This is a genomic window from Stenotrophomonas sp. YJH_SMC_91, from assembly GCF_059368495.1.
The window spans coordinates 16,394-34,916 of sequence record NZ_JCAFRT010000012.1 but is presented as its reverse complement, the minus strand read 5'-3'; the positions used below and the strand labels follow the sequence as shown (position 1 = coordinate 34,916).

24 protein-coding genes and 1 pseudogene are annotated in these 18,523 nt (G+C 65.7%); 17 read left to right on the top strand and 8 right to left on the bottom strand.

Annotated elements, in window-relative coordinates; translation table 11 throughout:
* Positions 1 to 22 precede the first annotated feature (22 nt).
* Positions 23 to 1,270, bottom strand: coding sequence for an arsenic transporter (locus tag AC5P5X_RS14825; RefSeq protein ID WP_111189761.1), 1,248 nt, complete (start codon positions 1,268 to 1,270; stop codon positions 23 to 25).
* Positions 1,271 to 1,479: 209 nt separating this feature from the next.
* On the opposite strand from AC5P5X_RS14825, the gene AC5P5X_RS14820 reads away from it, so the two are divergent.
* Positions 1,480 to 1,608: a hypothetical protein gene (locus AC5P5X_RS14820; RefSeq protein WP_258391118.1), complete on the top strand. Its 129-nt coding sequence runs from the start codon at positions 1,480 to 1,482 to the stop codon at positions 1,606 to 1,608.
* Positions 1,609 to 1,706: 98 nt separating this feature from the next.
* Here AC5P5X_RS14820 and AC5P5X_RS14815 read toward each other — a convergent pair whose 3' ends face one another.
* Positions 1,707 to 2,306 carry a fasciclin domain-containing protein gene (locus AC5P5X_RS14815; RefSeq protein ID WP_425507437.1) on the bottom strand — a complete coding sequence of 200 codons (600 nt, stop codon included), beginning with the start codon at positions 2,304 to 2,306 and terminating at the stop codon, positions 1,707 to 1,709.
* Between the two features lie 221 nt (positions 2,307 to 2,527).
* On the opposite strand from AC5P5X_RS14815, the gene AC5P5X_RS14810 reads away from it, so the two are divergent.
* Positions 2,528 to 2,758 (top strand): metallothionein, encoded by a 231-nt coding sequence (locus AC5P5X_RS14810; RefSeq protein ID WP_080334750.1) that lies wholly within the window; start codon positions 2,528 to 2,530, stop codon positions 2,756 to 2,758.
* On the opposite strand, the gene AC5P5X_RS14805 is transcribed toward AC5P5X_RS14810, so the two are convergent.
* The 3 genes from AC5P5X_RS14805 to AC5P5X_RS14795 all read right to left on the bottom strand — a co-directional run bounded on the left by AC5P5X_RS14805 (position 2,741) and on the right by AC5P5X_RS14795 (position 4,265).
* Positions 2,741 to 3,334 (bottom strand): cysteine hydrolase family protein, encoded by a 594-nt coding sequence (locus AC5P5X_RS14805; RefSeq protein ID WP_099497783.1) that lies wholly within the window; start codon positions 3,332 to 3,334, stop codon positions 2,741 to 2,743. The two genes, AC5P5X_RS14810 and AC5P5X_RS14805, sit on opposite strands and share 18 nt — an antisense overlap.
* Before the next feature lie 3 nt (positions 3,335 to 3,337).
* Positions 3,338 to 3,976, bottom strand: a complete 639-nt coding sequence (locus AC5P5X_RS14800) for a DUF6766 family protein (RefSeq protein ID WP_043033429.1) — start codon at positions 3,974 to 3,976, stop codon at positions 3,338 to 3,340.
* Positions 3,977 to 4,076: 100 nt separating this feature from the next.
* Positions 4,077 to 4,265 (bottom strand): hypothetical protein, encoded by a 189-nt coding sequence (locus AC5P5X_RS14795; RefSeq protein WP_005409707.1) that lies wholly within the window; start codon positions 4,263 to 4,265, stop codon positions 4,077 to 4,079.
* 148 nt (positions 4,266 to 4,413) lie between these two features.
* On the opposite strand from AC5P5X_RS14795, the gene AC5P5X_RS14790 reads away from it, so the two are divergent.
* The 7 genes from AC5P5X_RS14790 (at position 4,414) to AC5P5X_RS14760 (ending at position 9,707) form a co-directional block, all read left to right on the top strand.
* Complete coding sequence (locus AC5P5X_RS14790) at positions 4,414 to 5,577, top strand: zinc-dependent alcohol dehydrogenase (protein ID WP_111189762.1); 1,164 nt, start codon at positions 4,414 to 4,416, stop codon at positions 5,575 to 5,577.
* A 10-nt stretch (positions 5,578 to 5,587) separates the two neighbouring features.
* Positions 5,588 to 6,091, top strand: a complete 504-nt coding sequence (locus AC5P5X_RS14785; protein ID WP_012480293.1) for a hypothetical protein — start codon at positions 5,588 to 5,590, stop codon at positions 6,089 to 6,091.
* 105 nt (positions 6,092 to 6,196) lie between these two features.
* A complete protein-coding gene (locus AC5P5X_RS14780; protein ID WP_005413479.1) occupies positions 6,197 to 7,138 on the top strand; it encodes a hypothetical protein in 942 nt (313 codons plus the stop codon).
* Entirely contained in the window at positions 7,126 to 7,884 is a 759-nt protein-coding gene (locus tag AC5P5X_RS14775; RefSeq protein ID WP_032966809.1) for a PIG-L deacetylase family protein, read from the top strand. The genes AC5P5X_RS14780 and AC5P5X_RS14775 overlap by 13 nt, the downstream gene beginning before the upstream one ends.
* A complete protein-coding gene (locus tag AC5P5X_RS14770; protein ID WP_043033433.1) occupies positions 7,881 to 8,468 on the top strand; it encodes a class I SAM-dependent DNA methyltransferase in 588 nt (195 codons plus the stop codon). The genes AC5P5X_RS14775 and AC5P5X_RS14770 overlap by 4 nt, the downstream gene beginning before the upstream one ends.
* Positions 8,465 to 9,151 carry a glycosyltransferase family 2 protein gene (locus tag AC5P5X_RS14765; protein ID WP_111189763.1) on the top strand — a complete coding sequence of 229 codons (687 nt, stop codon included), beginning with the start codon at positions 8,465 to 8,467 and terminating at the stop codon, positions 9,149 to 9,151. The genes AC5P5X_RS14770 and AC5P5X_RS14765 overlap by 4 nt, the downstream gene beginning before the upstream one ends.
* Before the next feature lie 157 nt (positions 9,152 to 9,308).
* Positions 9,309 to 9,707: a BLUF domain-containing protein gene (locus tag AC5P5X_RS14760; RefSeq protein WP_032965872.1), complete on the top strand. Its 399-nt coding sequence runs from the start codon at positions 9,309 to 9,311 to the stop codon at positions 9,705 to 9,707.
* A gap of 14 nt (positions 9,708 to 9,721) precedes the next feature.
* On the opposite strand, the gene AC5P5X_RS14755 is transcribed toward AC5P5X_RS14760, so the two are convergent.
* Positions 9,722 to 10,114 carry a response regulator gene (locus AC5P5X_RS14755; RefSeq protein WP_032966806.1) on the bottom strand — a complete coding sequence of 131 codons (393 nt, stop codon included), beginning with the start codon at positions 10,112 to 10,114 and terminating at the stop codon, positions 9,722 to 9,724.
* A 207-nt stretch (positions 10,115 to 10,321) separates the two neighbouring features.
* Here AC5P5X_RS14755 and AC5P5X_RS14750 point away from each other — a divergent pair, with 207 nt between their 5' ends.
* From AC5P5X_RS14750 to AC5P5X_RS14740, 3 genes are all read left to right on the top strand, one after another.
* Entirely contained in the window at positions 10,322 to 10,666 is a 345-nt protein-coding gene (locus AC5P5X_RS14750; RefSeq protein ID WP_099561584.1) for a hypothetical protein, read from the top strand.
* A gap of 159 nt (positions 10,667 to 10,825) precedes the next feature.
* A complete protein-coding gene (locus AC5P5X_RS14745; protein WP_005409697.1) occupies positions 10,826 to 11,347 on the top strand; it encodes a ferritin-like domain-containing protein in 522 nt (173 codons plus the stop codon).
* A 37-nt stretch (positions 11,348 to 11,384) separates the two neighbouring features.
* Entirely contained in the window at positions 11,385 to 12,293 is a 909-nt protein-coding gene (locus AC5P5X_RS14740) for a manganese catalase family protein (RefSeq protein ID WP_005413473.1), read from the top strand.
* A 121-nt stretch (positions 12,294 to 12,414) separates the two neighbouring features.
* Here AC5P5X_RS14740 and AC5P5X_RS14735 read toward each other — a convergent pair whose 3' ends face one another.
* A complete protein-coding gene (locus AC5P5X_RS14735) occupies positions 12,415 to 12,738 on the bottom strand; it encodes a KGG domain-containing protein (RefSeq protein ID WP_005409695.1) in 324 nt (107 codons plus the stop codon).
* A 302-nt stretch (positions 12,739 to 13,040) separates the two neighbouring features.
* Between AC5P5X_RS14735 and AC5P5X_RS14730 the strand changes: the two genes are divergently transcribed.
* Genes AC5P5X_RS14730 through AC5P5X_RS14720 form a run of 3 tightly spaced genes read left to right on the top strand, consistent with a single transcriptional unit; the run spans position 13,041 to position 14,999 of the window.
* Positions 13,041 to 13,508 (top strand): BLUF domain-containing protein, encoded by a 468-nt coding sequence (locus AC5P5X_RS14730; protein ID WP_088470611.1) that lies wholly within the window; start codon positions 13,041 to 13,043, stop codon positions 13,506 to 13,508.
* Complete coding sequence (locus AC5P5X_RS14725; protein WP_111189764.1) at positions 13,505 to 14,272, top strand: DUF72 domain-containing protein; 768 nt, start codon at positions 13,505 to 13,507, stop codon at positions 14,270 to 14,272. Before AC5P5X_RS14730 ends, AC5P5X_RS14725 begins: the two co-directional genes overlap by 4 nt.
* Positions 14,265 to 14,999, top strand: coding sequence for a DNA-formamidopyrimidine glycosylase family protein (locus AC5P5X_RS14720; protein WP_111189765.1), 735 nt, complete (start codon positions 14,265 to 14,267; stop codon positions 14,997 to 14,999). The genes AC5P5X_RS14725 and AC5P5X_RS14720 overlap by 8 nt, the downstream gene beginning before the upstream one ends.
* Before the next feature lie 38 nt (positions 15,000 to 15,037).
* On the opposite strand, the gene AC5P5X_RS14715 is transcribed toward AC5P5X_RS14720, so the two are convergent.
* Entirely contained in the window at positions 15,038 to 15,535 is a 498-nt protein-coding gene (locus AC5P5X_RS14715; protein ID WP_005409691.1) for a YciE/YciF ferroxidase family protein, read from the bottom strand.
* Positions 15,536 to 15,782: 247 nt separating this feature from the next.
* Here AC5P5X_RS14715 and AC5P5X_RS14710 point away from each other — a divergent pair, with 247 nt between their 5' ends.
* Positions 15,783 to 15,959, top strand: coding sequence for a DUF3606 domain-containing protein (locus tag AC5P5X_RS14710; protein WP_076739996.1), 177 nt, complete (start codon positions 15,783 to 15,785; stop codon positions 15,957 to 15,959).
* A 13-nt stretch (positions 15,960 to 15,972) separates the two neighbouring features.
* Positions 15,973 to 18,522 (top strand): annotated as a pseudogene (gene ligD / locus AC5P5X_RS14705) (DNA ligase D).
* Position 18,523: the final 1 nt, after the last annotated feature.

Below are 18,523 nucleotides of genomic sequence, written 5' to 3'. Positions count from 1 at the left end.
AGGGGCGCCGCCTGCACTCTGGTCACAGCAGCAACAACGCTGCGATGAGTGCAGGTGGCATCACCAGCGCGCCGACGCGCAGGAAGTCGAGCGCGCTGACATGCTCGCCTTCGCGACGCAACGCCATCAGCCACAGCATCGTGGCCAACGAGCCGGTCACCGACAGGTTCGGGCCCAGATCCACGCCGACCAGCAATGCGGCACGGGTCTGCGCCGGCAGGTCCGCCATCTGCCCCAACGAACCAGCCGCCAGGCCGACCGGCAGATTGTTGGCCACGTTGCTCAGCAGTGCAGCGGCGCCGCCGGCCAGCCAGCTGGCCTGGTGCGGCGACGTTTTCGCCAGTGCCTGCAGCGCGCTGGCCGAACTCTGGATGACACCGGTCTGCGCTACCGCTTCCACCAGCACGAACAGCCCCGCCACCAGCGGCAGCACCCCCCAGGATACGTGGCGCAGCAGCGGCAGCGGGCTGCGTCGCTGGCGGATCGCCACTGCCACCACGCTCAGCGTGCCCGCGCAGAAGGTGGTCAGGCCCAGCGGCCCGTTCAAGGCGGACGTAACCAGCAGCACCGTGCCGGTGAACAGCACACCCAGCGCACTCAGGCGCCCACCCTCGGTCAACGGGCGATGCGCCGGCGCGGCCACCAGCGGCTGGGCGATCTCGCGCCGATGCACCCAGCGCAGGACCAGATAGGTGGCACCGATCGCCGCCGCCGACGGCAGCGCGAACTGCGCCAGCCACTGCAGCAGCGGCGGCATGTGCTGGCCGTACACCACGAGATTGGCCGGGTTGGAGATGGGCAACACGAAGCTGGCCGCGTTGGCGATGAAGGCACAGACGAACAGGTAGGGCAGGGGATTGGCCCGGGCCGCCTTGCAGGCCGCGTAGACCGCCGGCGTCAGCACCACGGCCGTTGCATCGTTGGACAGGAATACCGTCACCAGCGTGCCGACCAGGAACACCAGGTCGAACAGGCGCCGCCCCGATCCGCCCGCGTGCCGCACCGCGTACAACGCCAGCCAGTCGAACAGCCCTTCGCGGCGTGCGAGCTCGGCCAGCACCATCATGCCGACCAGGAACAGGTAGACGTCGCGGCCTTCGGCCACGGCGTGCCACGCGGTTTCCAGCGATACCGCACCCAGCAGCGGCAGCAGGGCGGCAGCACCCAATGCCCATGCATATTCGGGAATGCGGAAGGGTCGGAACAGCAGGCCGACAGTGGCAACAGTGACCGCTGCCCAGATGACGAGGGAGGAAGAGGAGGCGAGCATGGGGTAGGGGCTTCAGCAGCGCCTGCAGCGACACTGGCGCGAGTGGTCCTGTCGCGCGAGCAGCGGATGGGCGGCCGCTGCAAACATCGCAGGTTCCGGGGTCGCAGCATCATAGCGCGCGGACCGGTGCAGCGAGTGATGCGGCCCGGCGCGTTCCGTGACGGACGCGGGCATCCAGGCCGTTGTCGCGTCCACGTGCTCTGAACATCATGATCAACCGCTACCAGCTGATGCCGGGGCCGGCGCAGTCGGGGCTGTGCATCAAGGTCGCCTCCCAGGACGAGGCCGCGCAGAAACTTGAAGCCGAAGTAGGGAAGCTGCTGGGGCCGGAGTGGTAGCCCCTGCCACTGCGGGATGCGCGGCAGGTCCGCAGGGTGCCCGGCGGGTGGCCCCCCGGGCAACGGGCATCGCGCCCGATGCCCGTCGCGTGAGCCCCTTACTTGGGCATCAGCACGGTGTCGACCACGTGGATGACGCCGTTGGACTGGTTGACGTCGGCAATGCTGATGCCTGCCTTGCCACCCTTTGCATCGATGACCCAGAGCTTGCCATCGTGGAGCGCCACGGTGAGAGGCTCGCCCTGCACAGTCTTGAGGCTGGCCTTGCCGCCGTGCTTGCGGGCATCGGCCAGGAGCTGGGCGGAACTGTAGTTGCCCGGGACAACGTGATAGGTGAGGATCCGTGTCAGCTGCGCCTTGTTTTCAGGCTTCACCAGCGTACCGACAGTGCCCGCAGGCAGCTTGTCGAAGGCCGCATTGGTGGGCGCGAAAACAGTGAACGGGCCGGTGCCGTTGAGAGTGTCGACCAGGCCCGCTGCTTTGACCGCTGCGACCAGCGTGGTGTGATCCTTGGAATTGACGGCATTTTCGACGATGGTCCTGGTCGGGTACATTTCTGCCCCGCCCACCATTACGGTATTGGCGGCGAAAGCGCTGGAGCCGGCCGAAACAAGTACAGCGAAGCCGACTGCTGCGGTGATGCGCTGAAGAGCGTTCACGGTGCATTCCTTTCTGGATGACCCGCACAGCGCGGGCATCTTTCCTACGGCGTGAGAGCTCGAACGGATGCAGCGGCCATCGAAGGCGCGCGCCCGCATGGGCGTTGGGCTGGGCGCTGGAGGATGAGCGGGAGCCGTTTGCTGCGACGCCCGCGTGGTGACGACGCGAACGTCCTACACCCTCGCGACACGGTGCATTCACGGCCACCGACACCCGCGCTGTCCACACTGGATGTTCCTTCCACAGCACGAGGTGCCCCATGGCCTGTGATGTCTGCGGCAACAACTACGACAAGAGCTTCACCCTCCAGCAGGGCGGGCGCAGCGGCACGTTCGATTCGTTCGAATGCGCGATCCACGCATTCGCACCGCGCTGCGCACACTGCGATTGCGCTGTTATCGGGCATGGTGTTGAAGGAAACGGCCAGATCTTCTGCTGCGCACACTGCGCCGGTCATTCAGGTGTACAGGGTTTAGCCGACCGGGCCTGAGTCGCCGTCAACGCCATCCCGCTCCTGCCCAGAGACAAGCGAAGAAACCCGCGCGACCCGCGCTGCGCCCGAACCAGCAAGCAGCGCCAGTGCCCGCCGCTTCTGCGCTGGCATCCCCGCCACGGCCTCCGACGCCAACACCACGTGGAATTCCCTGGCGTTAGCGTCCAACGCTGTAGCCAGGACACACGAATCGGCCGTCATGCCACACAGGCAAAGGCGGCGCACTCCCAGTTTGGCCAGCAGAATCGGCAAAGGGCTGGCCAGAAAGGCCGAGTGCTTGGGCTTGAGCACGAAGTAGTGACCAGGCAAAGGCGAGAGAAGGCTGGCGATTCGCCCCGCCGGGCCACCGTCGCGCCGGCACTGTTCCACCTGCTGGCGGAAGTCGCGCTTCCAATCCGAGAAATTGTCATTGGCGTAGATGACCGGCCAACCGCGTTCGTCGAAGTGATCCCTCAGGCGCCGGATCTGCCGGGCCGCCCGCTCTGCCGCCGGCGCCAGCTTTTCAGCGCCAGGGAAGTCGAATCGGCTGAACATGTCGATGATCAGCAGGGCCGTCGATGGATCAGCTCGCATGGCTCAATCACCTGTCTGTGCGTGTGGGGCCTCAACCGGCTTGGATTGCGGCGAGTCCTTCTGGCGCAGGAAAATCGTCAGCACCACCAGGGACAGCACGGCCAGGAATTCGCTCTGCCAGTTCTGCATGGATTCGAACCAGAATGTGCTGCTGGCGAGGTGCTCCACAAAGCCTGGCGGCGGCAATCCCTTCAACTGCTGTTCGGCTTCCTCGGCGCGCCAGCTTCCCACTGCATGCAGCGTAAAGCTGAACAGGAACAACAGCCCGAACGCGATCGCAAGCGAATGACCGTAGAGCGTCTTCCATGGACCACCGCGCCTTACCGGCCACGGCGTGGGCCCCGGCTCGACGCGACTCTGTTCCTGCGCAGGATCCAGCGGCCGCGATTCGGCCGAGCCGCGCTGGCGCAGGCTGACCGTCAGGAGCACATACATCCCCATCTGCAGGAACTCGCTCTCCCAGTTCTCGAACGTGGCGCTGACGAAGTGCCCCGTCGCGAGGTAGTGCCAGAGATCGATCGGCGCGCGTCCGTGCTCAACCAGTTCCTGGTTGTGCACGTGATGCCCGGCAACCGCCTGCCCAACGATGAACACAAGCGTGAGCACAAGCAGCACCAGCGAGAGACCGTTGCGTTTCCACATGCAACACCTCGTTCAGTCTGTTCCAGAGGCCGTGCGCGAAGCTTGCGCGGGTAGCAGGCCATGACCCGTGAATCCGGCGCATCCAGAATGTGAGGCGGACTCAACGCTTTCCTGTCGGGTCAGGATCAGGACGTTCGTAGTCTTCCGGTACGGCCTTGGGGCCATCGCCGTCGTCGGGCATGTCGTGCTCCTTCCACTTGGCTCGATCGTTGCGCCGCTTGTCCGGCGTGTGCGCCTTCGACTGATCGTCCACGTCCGTCGTCGGATTGAAGGGCAGCTTGTCGTTCATGGGCAGCTCCTGCGTCGAAAGACCGAAGACTGCACCGCGCCGGGTTAACACCATGACCCCGTGGAATGAACGCCGTGCACACCGGGATGTCACCAAAGCGGGATGGCGGCCTTGCGATGCTGGCGTCCCGAGCTCCTGGAGAAGCACGATGCAGGCATTGACCTATCACGGCCGCAAGGATGTGCGAGTCGAGACCATACCGGACCCGGTACTGGCGGCCGAGGATGATCTGATCCTGAGGGTAACCGCCACCGCCATCTGTGGATCGGACCTGCACCTGTATCGCGGCAAGATTCCGGATCTGCACGATGGCGATGTGCTCGGCCACGAGTTCATGGGCGTGGTGGAAGAGGTCGGCAGCGGCGTGACCCAGGTGCAGCCGGGCGATCGTGTGGTGATCCCTTTCGTGATCGCCTGTGGAGAGTGCTTCCATTGCCGCCTGGCCGAGTATGCCGCTTGCGAAACCACCAATACCGGCAAGGGCGCCGCACTGAATCAGAAGGGCATGCTGCCTCCGGCCGCATTGTTCGGCTACAGCCATCTGTATGGCGGCGTGGCCGGCGGCCAGGCCGAATTCGTGCGTGTACCGAAGGCGAATGTAGGCCCGCTGCGCATTCCGGAAGGCATTGCGGATGAGCAGGTGCTGTTCCTGTCTGACATTCTCCCCACCGGCTACCAGGCTGCGCTGAACGCAGGGGTGAAGGCGGGCTCGACGGTGGCCATCTTCGGTGCGGGCCCGGTGGGGCTGATGAGCGCGGCCTGCTGCCGCCTGCTGGGCGCAGAGACCATCTTCATGGTCGACCATCTTCGTTACCGTCTGGATTACGCGCGCCGTACCTACGGTGTGACGCCCGTCGACTTCAAGCAGATCGAAGACCCGGCGGACTACATCCTTGCCCAGACCAGTGGGCGGGGCGTGGACGCCTGCATCGAGGCGGTGGGCTTCGAGGCCGAGGGCAGTGCGCTGGAGTCAGCATTGACTGCCGTGAAGCTGGAGGGCAGCAGCGGCGTGGCAATCCGGCAGTGCATCGCGGCAGCACGCCGCGGCGGCGTGGTCAGCATCCCGGGTGTCTACGCTGGCTTCATCCATGGTTTTCTGCTGGGTGATGCGTTCGACAAGGGGCTGACGTTCAAGATGGGGCAGACGCACGTCCAGGGACTGATGCCGGAACTGCTCGACGCAATCATGGAAGGAAAGCTGCACCCGGGTGACATCATCTCGCACCGGATGCGCCTGGCCGATGCAGCTCAAGGCTATGCAATGTTTGATGCCAAGGACGATGACTGCCGCAAGGTCGTATTGACACCCTGAGCGTGCCGCCATGAGCGCGATTGTCATCGCCTGTGTCTACGCCCTGTGGCTGGCTGCCGGATCGCTGGATTTCCATTTTCACCGGCGCACTGATCTTCCGCACACTTCCGCGATGCGCGAAAGCCTGCTGCATGGGGTGCAGCTGCTGCTGATCGGCAGCGGCGTGCTTGCCTGGCTCCTGCTGGAGAACACGTTGTCGCTGGTCGCGCTTCTGGCAGGCCTGGTCATCGCACACGCGGTCGCCGGCTATCTCGATACCGTCAGCGCGGACGGCCGTCGACGCATCAGCCCGGCGGAACAGCATGTGCACAGCGTGCTGGATGCCGCGCCGTGGGTCCTGCTGGCCTGGGTGGGCTGGCAGGTCCACCCGCGGTGGTCGCTCGAAGTGAAGCCTGCAGAACCGGACGTCTGGTGGTTCACCCTGCTGCCGGCGCTGGGCCTGGTGGTGCTGCCATGGCTCTGGGAACTGCGGCAGTGCGTGCGTGCAAGACAGCGCACGCAGACGGGGCCGTGAGGATCATGGTACCGGGCATTCATGTGCCCGCCACGCCATCAAGACAGGCATGTGACCGCCTGCCGCCTACGTTCATGGCGTATCTCCATTGCAGGTCTGCCACCCATGCAGGATGTGACGTCATCCTCTTCGCTGTTCAATCGCGCACGCCAGGTGCTGGTGCAGCAACCGGCATTGCCTTTGCCCGGTGGCGGCCAGACCCTGCAGCGTTGGCAGGCGCTGGCAGCCTGGGGGGCAGAGGATCTTTGCCTGGCCAAGGTACTGGAGGCCCACTATGACGCCCAGGCGATTGCTGCCGAGTTGAGGGCGCCCATCCCTGCTGAAGACACGTTGCTGGCGGTGTGGGCTGCAGAGGGTCCGGCCAACACCGTTCGCATCGATGCCGGCGGTGGGTTGTACGGTGACAAACCCTGGTGTTCCGGCAGCGCATGGGTGGATGCGGCACTGGTAACGGTTCGCAACCCGCAGGGCGTGTGGCTATGCCAGGTAGCGGCGGAACACTGGCACACACTTGCGGGCGAGCCATGGCCTGCCGTGGGCATGGCCGCAATCCCTTCCACCACGGTGCGCTTTGACGGCGCACCGATGGTGATCCTGGGGACGCGCGATGACTACCTGCAGCGCCCGGGCTTCTGGCACGGCGGGGCAGGCATCGCGGCGGTCTGGTTTGGTGCAGCGGCCGCTTTGGCCGAGCGCATGCGACCGGCCTGCACCGAGGGAAATCGCGCGCGGCTGCTGGGTGAAGTGGACCTCGCCCTGGGCCCGGCAGCCGCGCTGCTTCGCGAACTGGCGGCGCACATCGACGCCGCGCCCGAACTGGCCCATCGCGAAGATGTAGTGCGCGTGCGCTGTGTCGTTGAGCGCGCGGCAACGCGTGTGCTGGACCTGGCGGGTCGGGCGCTGGGCCCGGGCCCGATGTGCCTGGAGGACGCCCATGCCCGGCGCTGCGCGGACCTGACCGTGTTCCTTCGCCAGAGCCACGCCGACCGCGATTGGGAATGGCTGGGCGAGCAGCGTGCAGCACAGGAGGCAACATGGGCGCTGTAGCCAGGACACCCCTGCAAGGGGAAGGAACCCAGGAGCAGGCCTGGCTGCACTGCGATTGGCTCTGGCAGCAACCGACCACATCGGCGACCGCACTCTGCAGCGGGCATGACCGCATGGTGGTGGTCGCGCCGCATCCGGACGACGAAATCCTCGGCTGTGGCGGACTGCTGCATCACGCTGCGGGGCAGGGTATCGACGTCAGTGTCGTTGCCGTGACCGACGGCGAAGCATGCTACCCGGGCGAGCCGTGGTGGACGCCCGAACGCCTGCGATCAGCGCGCCGAGCGGAGCTTGCCGCGGCATTGGGCGAACTCGGCATTCCGGTTCGCTCCATCTTCCACCTGGGTATCGCCGACGGCGCGGTCAGCGCGCATGAGCAGGGGCTGGAAGGTTGGCTGCAGCAGTATCTGCAACCGCGCGACCTGGTCCTGGCGCCATGGCGGTTTGATGGTCACCCCGATCACGAGGCGGCAGGACGCGCTGCCTGCCGCGCCGCGCGGGCGGTTGGTTGCCACCGGCTGGAGTACCCGGTGTGGGGCTGGCACTGGCTTGACCCTGCCTGCGCACATATGGCGTGGGAGGTTCCGAAGCTGGTCGACATTTCAGCAGTGGCGTCCGCAAAGCGAAACGCAATCGCGCATTTCCGTACGCAGACCGGCGACGTGGCGGGCCTGAACAGCCCGCCGGTGCTGCCCGCACATGTACTCGCCCGATTCTTCCGAAACTACGAGGTATTCCTTGCATGAGCGCGCAACCGTACTTCGATGACCTGCATGAGCAGGACGACCCGTTCGGCTACCGCAGCCGGTGGTATGAAGAGCGCAAGCGTGCGCTGCTGCTGGCAAGCCTCAGCCAGCGCCAGTTCGCTCGCGGCTGGGAACTGGGGTGTTCCAACGGCGTACTGACCGAGGCGCTGGCCGCACGTTGCGAACGCCTGCTGGCAACCGACATCAGCCCACGTGCGGCGTTCCAGGCGCGCCGCAACCTGGCCCATCTGCCGCACGTGCAGGTTCATTGCGCCAGCCATCCCGAGCAATGGCCGCCAGGACGCTTCGACCTGATCGTCTGCGGCGAAATGGGCTACTACCTGGGGGCAGGCGCACTGCGCGAGCTGCGCGGTGGCATCGATGAAGCACTTCGCGATGACGGCCTGCTGGTTGCCTGCCATTGGTTGCCCTCGTTCGCCGGACGCGCGAGCCGGACCGAGGTGGTGCATCGATGCCTGGGGGAAGGCCTGCAGGAAGCCTTCCACTACCGCGATGCGGACTTCGTGCTTCAGGGATGGACACGGGGCCCCTTGTCATTGGCCCGGAACGAGGGCCTGCGGTGATAGGCGTTTTGATACCCGCCCACAACGAGGCGGACAGTATCGCGCGGTGCCTGCAATCCATCCGGGTGGCGGCCCTTCACCCGGGCCTCGGCGGCGAAGCAGTGGAGGTGATGGTCGCGCTGGATGCGTGTACGGATGCAACGGGCATCATCTGCCGCCAACACCAGGTCGGCAGCGTGCAGCTGGATGCACGCTGCGTCGGTGTCGCCCGGGCCGCAGCCGCTGCTGAACTGCTGGGGCGGGGCGCCAGGTGGCTGGCAAGCACGGACGCTGACAGCGAGGTGCCTCCCGAGTGGCTGGCCGCACAGGTTCAGGGCAGTTGTGACGCTTTCTGCGGACTGGTGGACATAGCGACGTCCTGCCAGGGTGAACGGCGCCTGCGCAGGGCATTCCAGGCAAGACAGCAGTGGGGCGACGATCATGGGCGCATCCACGGTGCCAACCTCGGCGTATCTGCCTGTTCCTATCGGGCCGTGGGCGGCTTTGCTCCCCTGCACTGTAGTGAAGACGTGGCGCTTGTCAGAGCGCTGCAACGCTGCGGTGCGGTGGTGCGATGGGCCGGCGCTCCCGTGGTGATGTCAAGTGCGCGTCTGCAGGGGCGCGCTACAGGCGGATTCTCCGCTTATCTGGCGGCGCTGGATGGCGAGCGCTCTCGCGCGGAAGCATCGGCCCTGATCACCTGAGGGGCAGCCACTCCGTCACGCAAGCGCCCCGTGTTATCGGAGCGTGCGGTTGAGGAGAGCGTTGGGACAGCGCAGGCCACGAAGGCCCTCATCCCTGCCTACCTCCGCGAAGCGATGATGGACGAGCAGGAAATTTCCTGCGTCAGAAGGAACGAACGTGCCCCTCCGTGCAGTCGCCTACGCAAGTGAGGCGACATCGGGGCTTTCCATGGACCATGTGGATGACCTCGCCAGGGCCGCCGCCCGCTTCAACTTCGAAGCCGGCGTTACGGGTGTGCTTCTTTACGACGGGCTCCGTTTCCTCCAGTACATCGAGGGACCGGAAGACAGCATCAACGTGGTGTACAGCCGCATCCTCAGTGCCCGCAGCCATTGCGAGCTGATCGAGCTGGGCCGGGGCAGGGTTTCCGGCCGGTTCTTTCCCTACTGGTCGATGCGGCTGCTGTGGGTCGATGCCTCCGAGATCCGCAGCGTGGCGCGCAGCAACTGGGATGGGCTCTCCCGTGGCGGCGCGCTGCGCCAGCTGAGCTTGGTGGTGGCCCCGCACCTGGGGTGACCACCCCATGGCAATCAATGCGCCGGCGGTTGCACGCAGACATCCCCCATGACGCGCCGAACCGTCGCCTGCAACTCGCCGACGTGGAACGGTTTGGCCACGAAAGCGGCGCGACGGTGACGCTGCGGCACCAACTGGTCATAGACCGCGGATACGAACAGGAACGGAATACCGAGTTCCGTCAGGCGATCAGCCACCGGGAAGACCACGCCGTCGCGAAGCTCGACATCGAGCACGGCGCCGTCGAATCGCTGGTTGTCCAGCAGCCCCAGCGCATCGAACACGCTGTAGGCATGCGTCACCTGATCGCCTGCGTCCTCCAGCGCCTGTTCCATCAGCGCAGCCAGGTCGAGCTGGTCTTCCACCAGCAGCAGGTTGCATCTGCGCTGGCTCATTCCGGATTGCATACGTGCACGCCTGTGTTGTCCTGGGAACTGCAGTCTGTGCTGTGCTGCATCAACGCCATGCGTGTGCATTGTCAGCCCGGCGCGAAGCCCCCGAGAGCGCGCCGCCAACCGGGTGGAGGAGGTGTGGAAGGTGCCCTGGATTTCGTTGACGGCGTCTTGGCACGCGCTGTGGATACTGCCGCCGTCCCCCCCATCGGAGATTCTGTCATGCCGCTGTCCGGAACCGATTCTGTCGCTCCAGGCGTACTGCGTGTCGAGTGCATGCCACTCGACTGCGGCGGTGCCGCCATCGTCGTGGAGCTGGACCGGGCGCCTGAACGGGCCTGGATGAAGTCGCTGAAGCGAGCACTGCTGGCCGACGACGCCATGGAAGGCGCACAGGCCAAGTTCGATGGGCGCTTCGTCTATGTCGTGGGCGTGGATGGTGGCGGGCATCGTGCTCAACATCGGGTAATGCAGGCCGTGATGGCGGCGGGCGGCGCGTGCGCCTCGAACGCCAGGCGCGAACGACCTGCAGTCGGCGTGGGCGTATCCAGCGCAATGGCGACCTGAGAGCACCTCCTGGGTGAAACACAGGGCTGCGGATGTTATCGCCGCATCACCACTGCGTGCAGCGCCCACCTTCAACGGCTCACACCGGCCGACAGGGCGGTGATTGCAGGCGCTCCACCATGGTCTCCGGAGGCATGTCGCCCCGCACCGGAGATCGAAATGGCAGACCAGAACAACGCCCGAAGCGAGCGCCTGTTGAAGTGGCTGCAGGACGCCTACGCCATGGAGCAGGAGGCGGAGACCATGATGAAGGCCATGGCTTCGCGGATCCAGAACTATCCCCACCTCGCTGCACGGATCGCCCAGCACGTCCAGGAGACGCAGGGGCAGGCAGCCTCGCTGCGCCAGTGCATTGAAGCGCTTGGAGGAAGCGTGCCGACCGCCAAGGGACTGTTCGCCAGCATGACTGCGGCTCTCCACGCGGCCGGCACAAGCCTGATGGAAGACGAGGTGGTCAAGAGCGTAGGGCTCTCGTTCGGCTTCGAAAACACCGAGATCGCCACCTACCGGGCGCTGGTGATTGCTGCCGAGCGTGCCGCAGCGCCGGACATCGCCGCGGTCTGTGGCCAGATCCTGCAGGAAGAGATCGCCATGGCGCGCTGGCTGGAAGACCACCAGGACGGCCTGGTCGGTGCGTTCCTCAATCGCGACGAAACGCCGGGCGCGCAAGCCAAGCGTTGACCCCGAAGCCAGCACAGCCAGCCATTGGAGAAACCCCATGTTCTTTCATCACAAGAAGCTGATGTACACCGTGCGCGTGCGCGAATCCAACCCGCAGCTCGCCAGCCTCATGCTTGAACAGTTCGGCGGCCCGCAGGGCGAGCTTGCTGCCGCCATGCGGTACTTCACCCAGGGACTCGGCGAATGCGATCCAGGCCGCAAGGACCTGCTGATGGATATCGCCACCGAAGAGATCAGCCATCTGGAGATCATCGGCACCATCATCGCCATGCTCAACCGCGGGCCGAAGGCCATTCAGTCCGAAGGGCTTGCCGAGGCCGAGGATATGCGGCTGCTGGGGCAGAACAGCACCAGCCATACCGAGCAGATCCTGTACGGTGGCGGGCCGGCACTGGTCAATTCCAGCGGGGTGCCGTGGACAGCGGCCTACATCGACTCGATCGGGGAACCTACCGCCGATCTGCGCTCGAACATCGCTGCGGAAGCGCGCGCCAAGCTGGTGTATGAGCGCCTGATCAACGTCACCGACGACCCCGGCATCAAGGATGCGCTGCGTTTCCTGATGACGCGCGAGATCGCGCACATGAAGTCATTCGAGAAGGCGCTGCACAGCATCCAGCCCAACTTCCCGCCGGGCAAGCTGCCGGGGGACCCTGCGTTCACCGATCTGTACATGGACATGTCGCAGGGCGACAGCGCCGACGACCTGCAGGGCAGCTGGAACAGCGGCGAGCTATGGGAGCGGGTCAGCGACCGCGAGGCACAGTCCGCTGTGGATGGTGGCGACGGCGGCGGCATGGTGGACCTGGACGCGCGCGAACAAGCGGCGGTGCAGGCCATGACCCTGCGTACACTCTCCGACCCGGAAGCGCGGCCGACCACCGGGGCCGAGCTGGGGGCCGGCCCGGGCGCGGGAGCACTGGACCTGCCACCACGCGAGCCATGAAAGGGCTGGGGCGCCCATCTGCGGCGCCCCAGTGGCGAAGCCCTTGATCAGCGTCAAGGCGTACGAAAGTGGGCGGACATCACGTCCGCCCACGAAGAGGTACATCTGGCTTCAGGCGCGATCAGCGCTGCTGGCCACCGCGGTTGTTGCCGCCGCCGCGTTCCTGCTGTTGCTGCCCGCCGCCCTGGTTGCCGCCCTGGTTTCCACCCCCGCGGCTGTTCTGGCCGCCTTCGCGGCCGATGTCCGCCATGTGCTGGCGATCCTGGCTCACCGCTTCGCCACCCTTGCGGCCGGCTTCGCGTGCTTCTTCCGAGCTGAATTCATGGGCGTTGCCTGATTCGTGCGCGGCACGTCCACCCTTGGCGGCGATCTCGCGCTGCTTGTCCTCGTCCATCGAAGCGAAACCGCGGTTGCTGTTGCCCTGGTTCTGGTTCTGGTTGGCCATGGAAAGTCTCCCTGGGTTGAGCCGCCCGACTGGCGGCAGGGACCATCTTCCAGATCCGGCGCTAGACCGCGGTGGCATGACCGCCAACGTGGCGTCATCCGGAAGCCCACGATTCCTCATCCGGTCTCCACGAAACGTGGTGCACGCGCGTGTGCGCCCGCAGGCGCGCCCGCCGCGCTCGAGCACGTGTCAAGGCGATGCGGCGGGCCCGCGCCTCAACTCGACGCAGCCTCTACGCCGGCCTCACTGCACATACGAGCCGCGACGCTAAGGTAGAGCTGTCTGCAACAACCGGTGGTGCCATGCCTTTTCGTGCGATTGCCTATGTGAGTGAAGCTTCCCGAAGCCTGACCGAAGAGCGGCTGCAACGGCTTGTGGCCGAAGCGGTGCAGTTCAACGAATCCGTCGATGTCACCGGCACGTTGCTGTTCGACGGCTCGCGCTTCCTGCAGTATCTGGAGGGCCCGGAGGCCGGGATCAATGCCGCGTACACGCGCATTCTCGCGGCCGGCAGCCACAGTGGGATCGTCGAGCTGAACCGGGGCAGGGTGGGGCGGCGGCAGTTTCCGCACTGGCGGATGCGCAGCGTGCGGGTGGATGAGCTCGCGCTGGGAAAGATCGCCATCTCTGACTGGACCGGCTTCGTGCGCAGCGCGTCGGCGCTGGAGTCGGGCGCCAGCGCACTGGATCGTCTCCTGTCGGTCTCGCAGTTGCAGACGGATGCAGGTGCGGGAGAGACCCTGGAACCGTACGGGCAGCTGGTACGATGACGGCGGCGGCCGCCCCGCGTGCATCCGCTCCACTGCGTGTCGGCTGTGCGGGCTGGTCGCTGCCGCGCGCGGATCAGGAAGCGTTCGGGGCGGGCGACACCGCGCTGCAGCGCTACGCCACACGCCTGCCGATGGTGGAGATCAACTCATCCTTCTATCGACCGCACCAGGCCAGAACCTATGCGCGATGGGCGGCGAGCGTGCCGGAGGGCTTCCGGTTCGCGGTGAAACTGCCGCGAGAGATCAGCCATGAGCGTCGGCTGCGCGACGCAATGCAACCGCTCGAGCGGTTCCTTGAAGGCGTGCTGGAGCTGGGTGAAAAGCTCGGGCCGTTACTGCTGCAGTTGCCGCCGAGCCTGGTGTACGACACGGCCACGGCCAGAGCATTCCTGCGGGGCCTGCGCGCGCGTACCCAGGCCGATGTGGCGTGCGAGCCGCGCCACCCGAGTTGGTTCACGCCGGAAGTGGATGCGCTTCTGAGCGCGCATGGCGTGGCACGGGTAGCCGCGGATCCGGCACGCGTGCCGGCGGCAGCGACGCCCGGCGGTGACCGCGCGTGGAGCTACTGGCGCTGGCACGGCCAGCCACAGATCTATCGCAGCGCCTACGACGAACCCACCCTTGCCCACCTTGCGCGGCAGCTGCTGGCCGAGGCCGAGGCGAAACGACCCGCCTGGTTCGTACTGGACAACACCGCACTGGGTCACGCCACCGGCAACGCCCTGCACCTGCAGGCGCTGCTGCAGGAGAAGGAACATGCCTGAAGGCCCTTCGATCGTCCTGCTGCGCGAAGCAGCGAGCCACTTCAAGGGGCGCGTGGTCCGCGCCGTCTCCGGGAACAGCCGGGTCGACCTGTCGCCACTGCAGGGCCGAAGGGTCAAGGCGGTCCGCAGTTGGGGCAAGCACTTCCTGCTGGAATTCAGCCGCCACACACTGCGCATCCATCTGATGATGTTCGGCAGCTGGCGCATCGACGAACGGAAGCCAACCCCGCCGCGTGTATCCCTGCGGTTCGACAATGGCGAGCTGAACTTCTATGCGTGTTCCGTGCGGCTGATCGACGAGCCGTTGGACGAGGTCTACGACTGGCGCGCGGACGTGATGAACGATGCCTGGGATCCGAAGCTGGCCCGGCGCAAGCTGAAGGCAATGCCGGACGTCATGGTCTGTGATGCGCTTCTGGACCAGACGGTCTTTGCCGGCGTGGGCAACATCATCAAGAACGAGGTTCTGTTCCGAATAGGCGTGCACCCCGCCACGCGGCTGGGCGACCTGCCACCGCGCAGGCTCACCGCGCTGATCACGCAGGCCCGCGCCTACAGCTTTGATTTCCTGCAGTGGAAGCGCCGTTTCGAGTTGAAGAAGCACTGGCAGGTACACACGCGCAGGATCTGCCCGGCATGCGGCGGCCCGATCAGCAAGCTTTACATGGGCACCACCCGGCGGCGCACGTTCTTCTGCCCGAACGACCAGGTGCTGTACGAACCCTGAGGCCGCCGTCCATGGCGGCCGGCTTCGGGGCGCGTCGATCAGGCGGCTTGTGCCGCCTTGGCATTGCCGCCGCCCTTGGCCAGCAGGGTGAGCTTCTCGTCGGTGGCCTTCTCTTCCTCAAGCGTCTCCAGCAGCAGCGGCAGGGCGTCCTTGTAGCCCAGCTGCTTGGCCAGCGCGGCGATGGTGCCGTAGGACGCGATCTCGTAATGCTCGACCTTCTGCGCGCCGCCGATCAGGGCGGCATCGCGCACAGGGCCCTTGTCGATGCTGTCGATCACTTCCTTGCCTTCCTCCACCAGACCTTCCATCGCCGCGCACTTGATGCGCTTCAGCCGGATGCCGAGAACCTCCACCACCTGGTCGATGCGCTCGATCTGGCCCTGGGTTTCTTCCAGGTGCGTTTCAAATGCTGTGGCCAGGTCAGGGTTCTCGGCCGCACGGGCCAGGCGCGGGAGGGCCTTGGTCAGCTGCTTTTCGGCGCTGTAGATATCCGAGAGTTCGTGGATGAACAGGTCTTCCGCTGTCTTGATAGCCATGCTGGGCTCCGCTGTGAGTGGAGCGCTCAGCGTAGGTCCCGCCCGGTTGCGATCAGGCGGGGGCCAGGTGAAGGCGGCATGTGAACGCCAACGCGAGCCCTGCGCGTTGTCTTCACGAGGTGGCGTCTGTCGCCCGCCTGCCGCAGTCCCGATACAGGCCTTCGCCGTCGCTTCACGGTGGCATCGCCTGGTGCCCATGGGCCGACCGGTACGGTCACTTCACGCCCGATCACGCGTGGAGACTCCCATGAGCGATGACAAAAAGAACACCGGCAGCCCGGACCGGGATCGTATCAACGTCAACGAAGACTATGAACTGCAGTACTGGACCACCGCACTGGGTGTGTCAGCCGAGGAACTTCGGGCTGCGGTCGCCGAGGTCGGGCCCACCGCCGCTGCTGTACGCAAGCACCTGGGAAAGTAGCGCGGAGCTGCCCATGTCACTGGTCGAGTACCGCCGCAAGCGTCGTTTTGACCAGACCAGGGAGCCCGAACCGGGCAAGGCGCTGCCAGAAGGCCAACGCGCCATTTTCGTGGTGCAGTTGCATCATGCCAGCCGCAGGCACTACGACTTCCGTCTGCAGGTGGGTGACGCGCTGAAGAGCTGGGCCGTTCCCAAGGGCCCCAGCTACGACCCGAAGGTCAAGCGCATGGCGGTGGAGGTGGAGGATCATCCCGTCGACTACGCAGCATTTGAAGGCGAGATTCCCAAAGGCCAGTATGGCGGCGGACATGTCGCCCAGTTCGACCACGGTGTGTGGGCCACGCAGGGCGACCCGGAAGCCCAGCTCGCCAAGGGCCATCTACGCTTCGAGCTGTTCGGCGCCAAGCTCAAGGGTGGATGGCATCTGGTCCGTTCCGGCAAGCCTGCGCGCCAGCCGCAATGGCTGCTGTTCAAGGATGACGATGAATTTGCCAGCGATATCGAGGCAGACGATCTGCTGGCGGATGTTGCTGTGGCGCCCCCGGAAGACCTGAAGCGTGCCGGGCGCGGAAAGACCGCGAAGAAGAAACTCACGGTCGTACCCCCCACACGCACCCGACGAAAGAACTGGGCGAAGAAGGCCCTGGCGCTCAGCAAAGCGAAAAAGGCGGCAGCGCCGTCCGGGCCGTTTGAGCCGCAGTTGGCCAAGCTGGGCGACACGCCGCCCCAGGGCGGGCAGTGGGTGCATGAGATCAAATGGGATGGATACCGCATCCTTGCTACGGTGGCTGAGGGCAACGTGCAGCTGTGGTCGCGGAACGCACTGGAATGGACCGGCAAGCTGCCTGAAATACGTGAAGCGATCGCGGCACTGGGGCTCACCTCGGCGGCACTGGACGGTGAGCTCATCGCGGGCGCCGGCACCAAGGAAGACTTCAACCTGCTGCAGGCCACGCTCTCCGGCGAGCGGCAGGGCGTCCTGACGTATGCATTGTTCGATCTGCTGCATCTTGATGGCGTGGACATCGCCGATGCGCCCTTGCTGGAACGCAAGGCCCTGCTGCACTCCGTGCTGGAGGGGCAGGGCAGGCCATTGGCGTTCAGTTCGCATGTGCAGGAGGATGGCGACGAGGCCTATCGCCTGGCCGGTGAGCAGCACTTCGAAGGCATCATTTCCAAGCGCGCCGATCGCAGCTACCACAGCGGCCGCAGTGAGGATTGGCGCAAGACCAAACAGCTGGCCAGCGACGAGTTCGCGGTGGTCGGATACACCGCGCCGAAGGGCAGCCGCACCGGGTTCGGCTCGCTGCTGCTGGCGCGGCCAGACCCGAAACATGGCTAGCTCTACGTCGGCCGCGTCGGGTCCGGGTTCTCGGACGAACTGATCGGCGAAGTCAGCAGGCGCATCGAAGGCGGCGGCGGCCGCAAGCCGACGGCGCACGTGCCCACCCAGGACACCGACCTTCGCGCCGCGACCTGGTTCGCACCGCGTTTCGTTGTGGAGGTCTTCTATCGCGGGATTGGCGGGCAGAAGCTGTTGCGCCAGGCATCGCTGAAGGCGGTACGGGCGGACAAGGACATCGCCGATCTCGAAGATTCCGATCGCGCCGGAAAGGCCCCGGCTGCGGGTGGCACGCATGCACCCTCGCGACCCGGGCGCAGGGCGAAAAAATCACCCGCTACCGGCCGCACACCGCCCGCGCTTTCGTCCCCCGGCAAGATCCTGTTTCCTGGCGATGGCTACACCAAGCAGGAGGTATGGGACTACTACGCAGCAGTGATGGAGCACCTCCTGCCCGAGGTGGTTGATCGCCCGCTGTCGATCATCCGATGCCCCAGTGGCACCGCAAAGCCCTGCTTCTTCCAGAAACACCACACAGCCGGGCTGGAACTGGTCGATCCGGTAAGGCTGAAGGAGGAAAGCGGCATCAACGCCCATTACCTGGTGGTGCGTGACGCGGCCAGCCTGCTTGAACTGGTGCAGTTCAACGCGTTGGAGTTCCACCCTTGGGGCAGCCACGCCGAAGCGCCCGACAAGGCCGACCGGGTGGTGTTCGATCTGGATCCAGGACCGGACGTACCCTTTGCAGAGGTCAAGAAGGCGGCAACCGACATCCGCAAACTGCTGGCGCAGCTGCAGCTGGAATCGTTCCTGCGTGTATCCGGCGGCAAGGGCCTGCACGTGGTGGTGCCGCTCAACCCGGGATGCGACTGGGACCTGACCAAGCGCTTTGCGAAGGGCTTCGCCGATGCGCTGGCGCAATCCGAGCCCCAGCGATTCCTGGCAACGGCCACCAAAAGCCTCCGCAACAAGCGGATCTTCGTGGACTATCTGCGCAATGGGCGCGGTGCGACGGCGGTTGCGTCCTACTCGCTGCGGGCCAGGCCGGGGGCACCGGTAGCACTGCCGATCGCCTGGGGCGATCTGACGAAACTCAAGCGCGCAGACGCGTTCACGATCAAGGACGTGCCAGCAAAGCTGAAACGGCAGCGCAAAGACCCTTGGGCCGGTATCGGGAAAGTGAAACAGAATCTTGCGCGATGGGCGCAGGCAGACCCGTAGC

What these genes read in the sequence shown, in the direction of transcription:
- AC5P5X_RS14775 (WP_032966809.1), top strand. Translation starts at nt 7,126, where the DNA reads ATGGGCGCTGTAGCCAGGACACCCCTGCAAGGGGAAGGAACCCAGGAG.
- AC5P5X_RS14735 (WP_005409695.1), bottom strand. Translation starts at nt 12,738, where the DNA reads ATGGCCAACCAGAACCAGAACCAGGGCAACAGCAACCGCGGTTTCGCT.
- AC5P5X_RS14780 (WP_005413479.1), top strand. Translation starts at nt 6,197, where the DNA reads ATGCAGGATGTGACGTCATCCTCTTCGCTGTTCAATCGCGCACGCCAG.
- AC5P5X_RS14750 (WP_099561584.1), top strand. Translation starts at nt 10,322, where the DNA reads ATGCCGCTGTCCGGAACCGATTCTGTCGCTCCAGGCGTACTGCGTGTC.
- AC5P5X_RS14805 (WP_099497783.1), bottom strand. Translation starts at nt 3,334, where the DNA reads ATGCGAGCTGATCCATCGACGGCCCTGCTGATCATCGACATGTTCAGC.
- AC5P5X_RS14710 (WP_076739996.1), top strand. Translation starts at nt 15,783, where the DNA reads ATGAGCGATGACAAAAAGAACACCGGCAGCCCGGACCGGGATCGTATC.
- AC5P5X_RS14820 (WP_258391118.1), top strand. Translation starts at nt 1,480, where the DNA reads ATGATCAACCGCTACCAGCTGATGCCGGGGCCGGCGCAGTCGGGGCTG.
- AC5P5X_RS14730 (WP_088470611.1), top strand. Translation starts at nt 13,041, where the DNA reads ATGCCTTTTCGTGCGATTGCCTATGTGAGTGAAGCTTCCCGAAGCCTG.
- AC5P5X_RS14715 (WP_005409691.1), bottom strand. Translation starts at nt 15,535, where the DNA reads ATGGCTATCAAGACAGCGGAAGACCTGTTCATCCACGAACTCTCGGAT.
- AC5P5X_RS14755 (WP_032966806.1), bottom strand. Translation starts at nt 10,114, where the DNA reads ATGCAATCCGGAATGAGCCAGCGCAGATGCAACCTGCTGCTGGTGGAA.
- AC5P5X_RS14785 (WP_012480293.1), top strand. Translation starts at nt 5,588, where the DNA reads ATGAGCGCGATTGTCATCGCCTGTGTCTACGCCCTGTGGCTGGCTGCC.
- AC5P5X_RS14825 (WP_111189761.1), bottom strand. Translation starts at nt 1,270, where the DNA reads ATGCTCGCCTCCTCTTCCTCCCTCGTCATCTGGGCAGCGGTCACTGTT.
- AC5P5X_RS14720 (WP_111189765.1), top strand. Translation starts at nt 14,265, where the DNA reads ATGCCTGAAGGCCCTTCGATCGTCCTGCTGCGCGAAGCAGCGAGCCAC.
- AC5P5X_RS14770 (WP_043033433.1), top strand. Translation starts at nt 7,881, where the DNA reads ATGAGCGCGCAACCGTACTTCGATGACCTGCATGAGCAGGACGACCCG.
- AC5P5X_RS14790 (WP_111189762.1), top strand. Translation starts at nt 4,414, where the DNA reads ATGCAGGCATTGACCTATCACGGCCGCAAGGATGTGCGAGTCGAGACC.
- AC5P5X_RS14815 (WP_425507437.1), bottom strand. Translation starts at nt 2,306, where the DNA reads ATGCCCGCGCTGTGCGGGTCATCCAGAAAGGAATGCACCGTGAACGCT.
- AC5P5X_RS14795 (WP_005409707.1), bottom strand. Translation starts at nt 4,265, where the DNA reads ATGAACGACAAGCTGCCCTTCAATCCGACGACGGACGTGGACGATCAG.
- AC5P5X_RS14740 (WP_005413473.1), top strand. Translation starts at nt 11,385, where the DNA reads ATGTTCTTTCATCACAAGAAGCTGATGTACACCGTGCGCGTGCGCGAA.
- AC5P5X_RS14800 (WP_043033429.1), bottom strand. Translation starts at nt 3,976, where the DNA reads ATGTGGAAACGCAACGGTCTCTCGCTGGTGCTGCTTGTGCTCACGCTT.
- AC5P5X_RS14745 (WP_005409697.1), top strand. Translation starts at nt 10,826, where the DNA reads ATGGCAGACCAGAACAACGCCCGAAGCGAGCGCCTGTTGAAGTGGCTG.
- AC5P5X_RS14725 (WP_111189764.1), top strand. Translation starts at nt 13,505, where the DNA reads ATGACGGCGGCGGCCGCCCCGCGTGCATCCGCTCCACTGCGTGTCGGC.
- AC5P5X_RS14810 (WP_080334750.1), top strand. Translation starts at nt 2,528, where the DNA reads ATGGCCTGTGATGTCTGCGGCAACAACTACGACAAGAGCTTCACCCTC.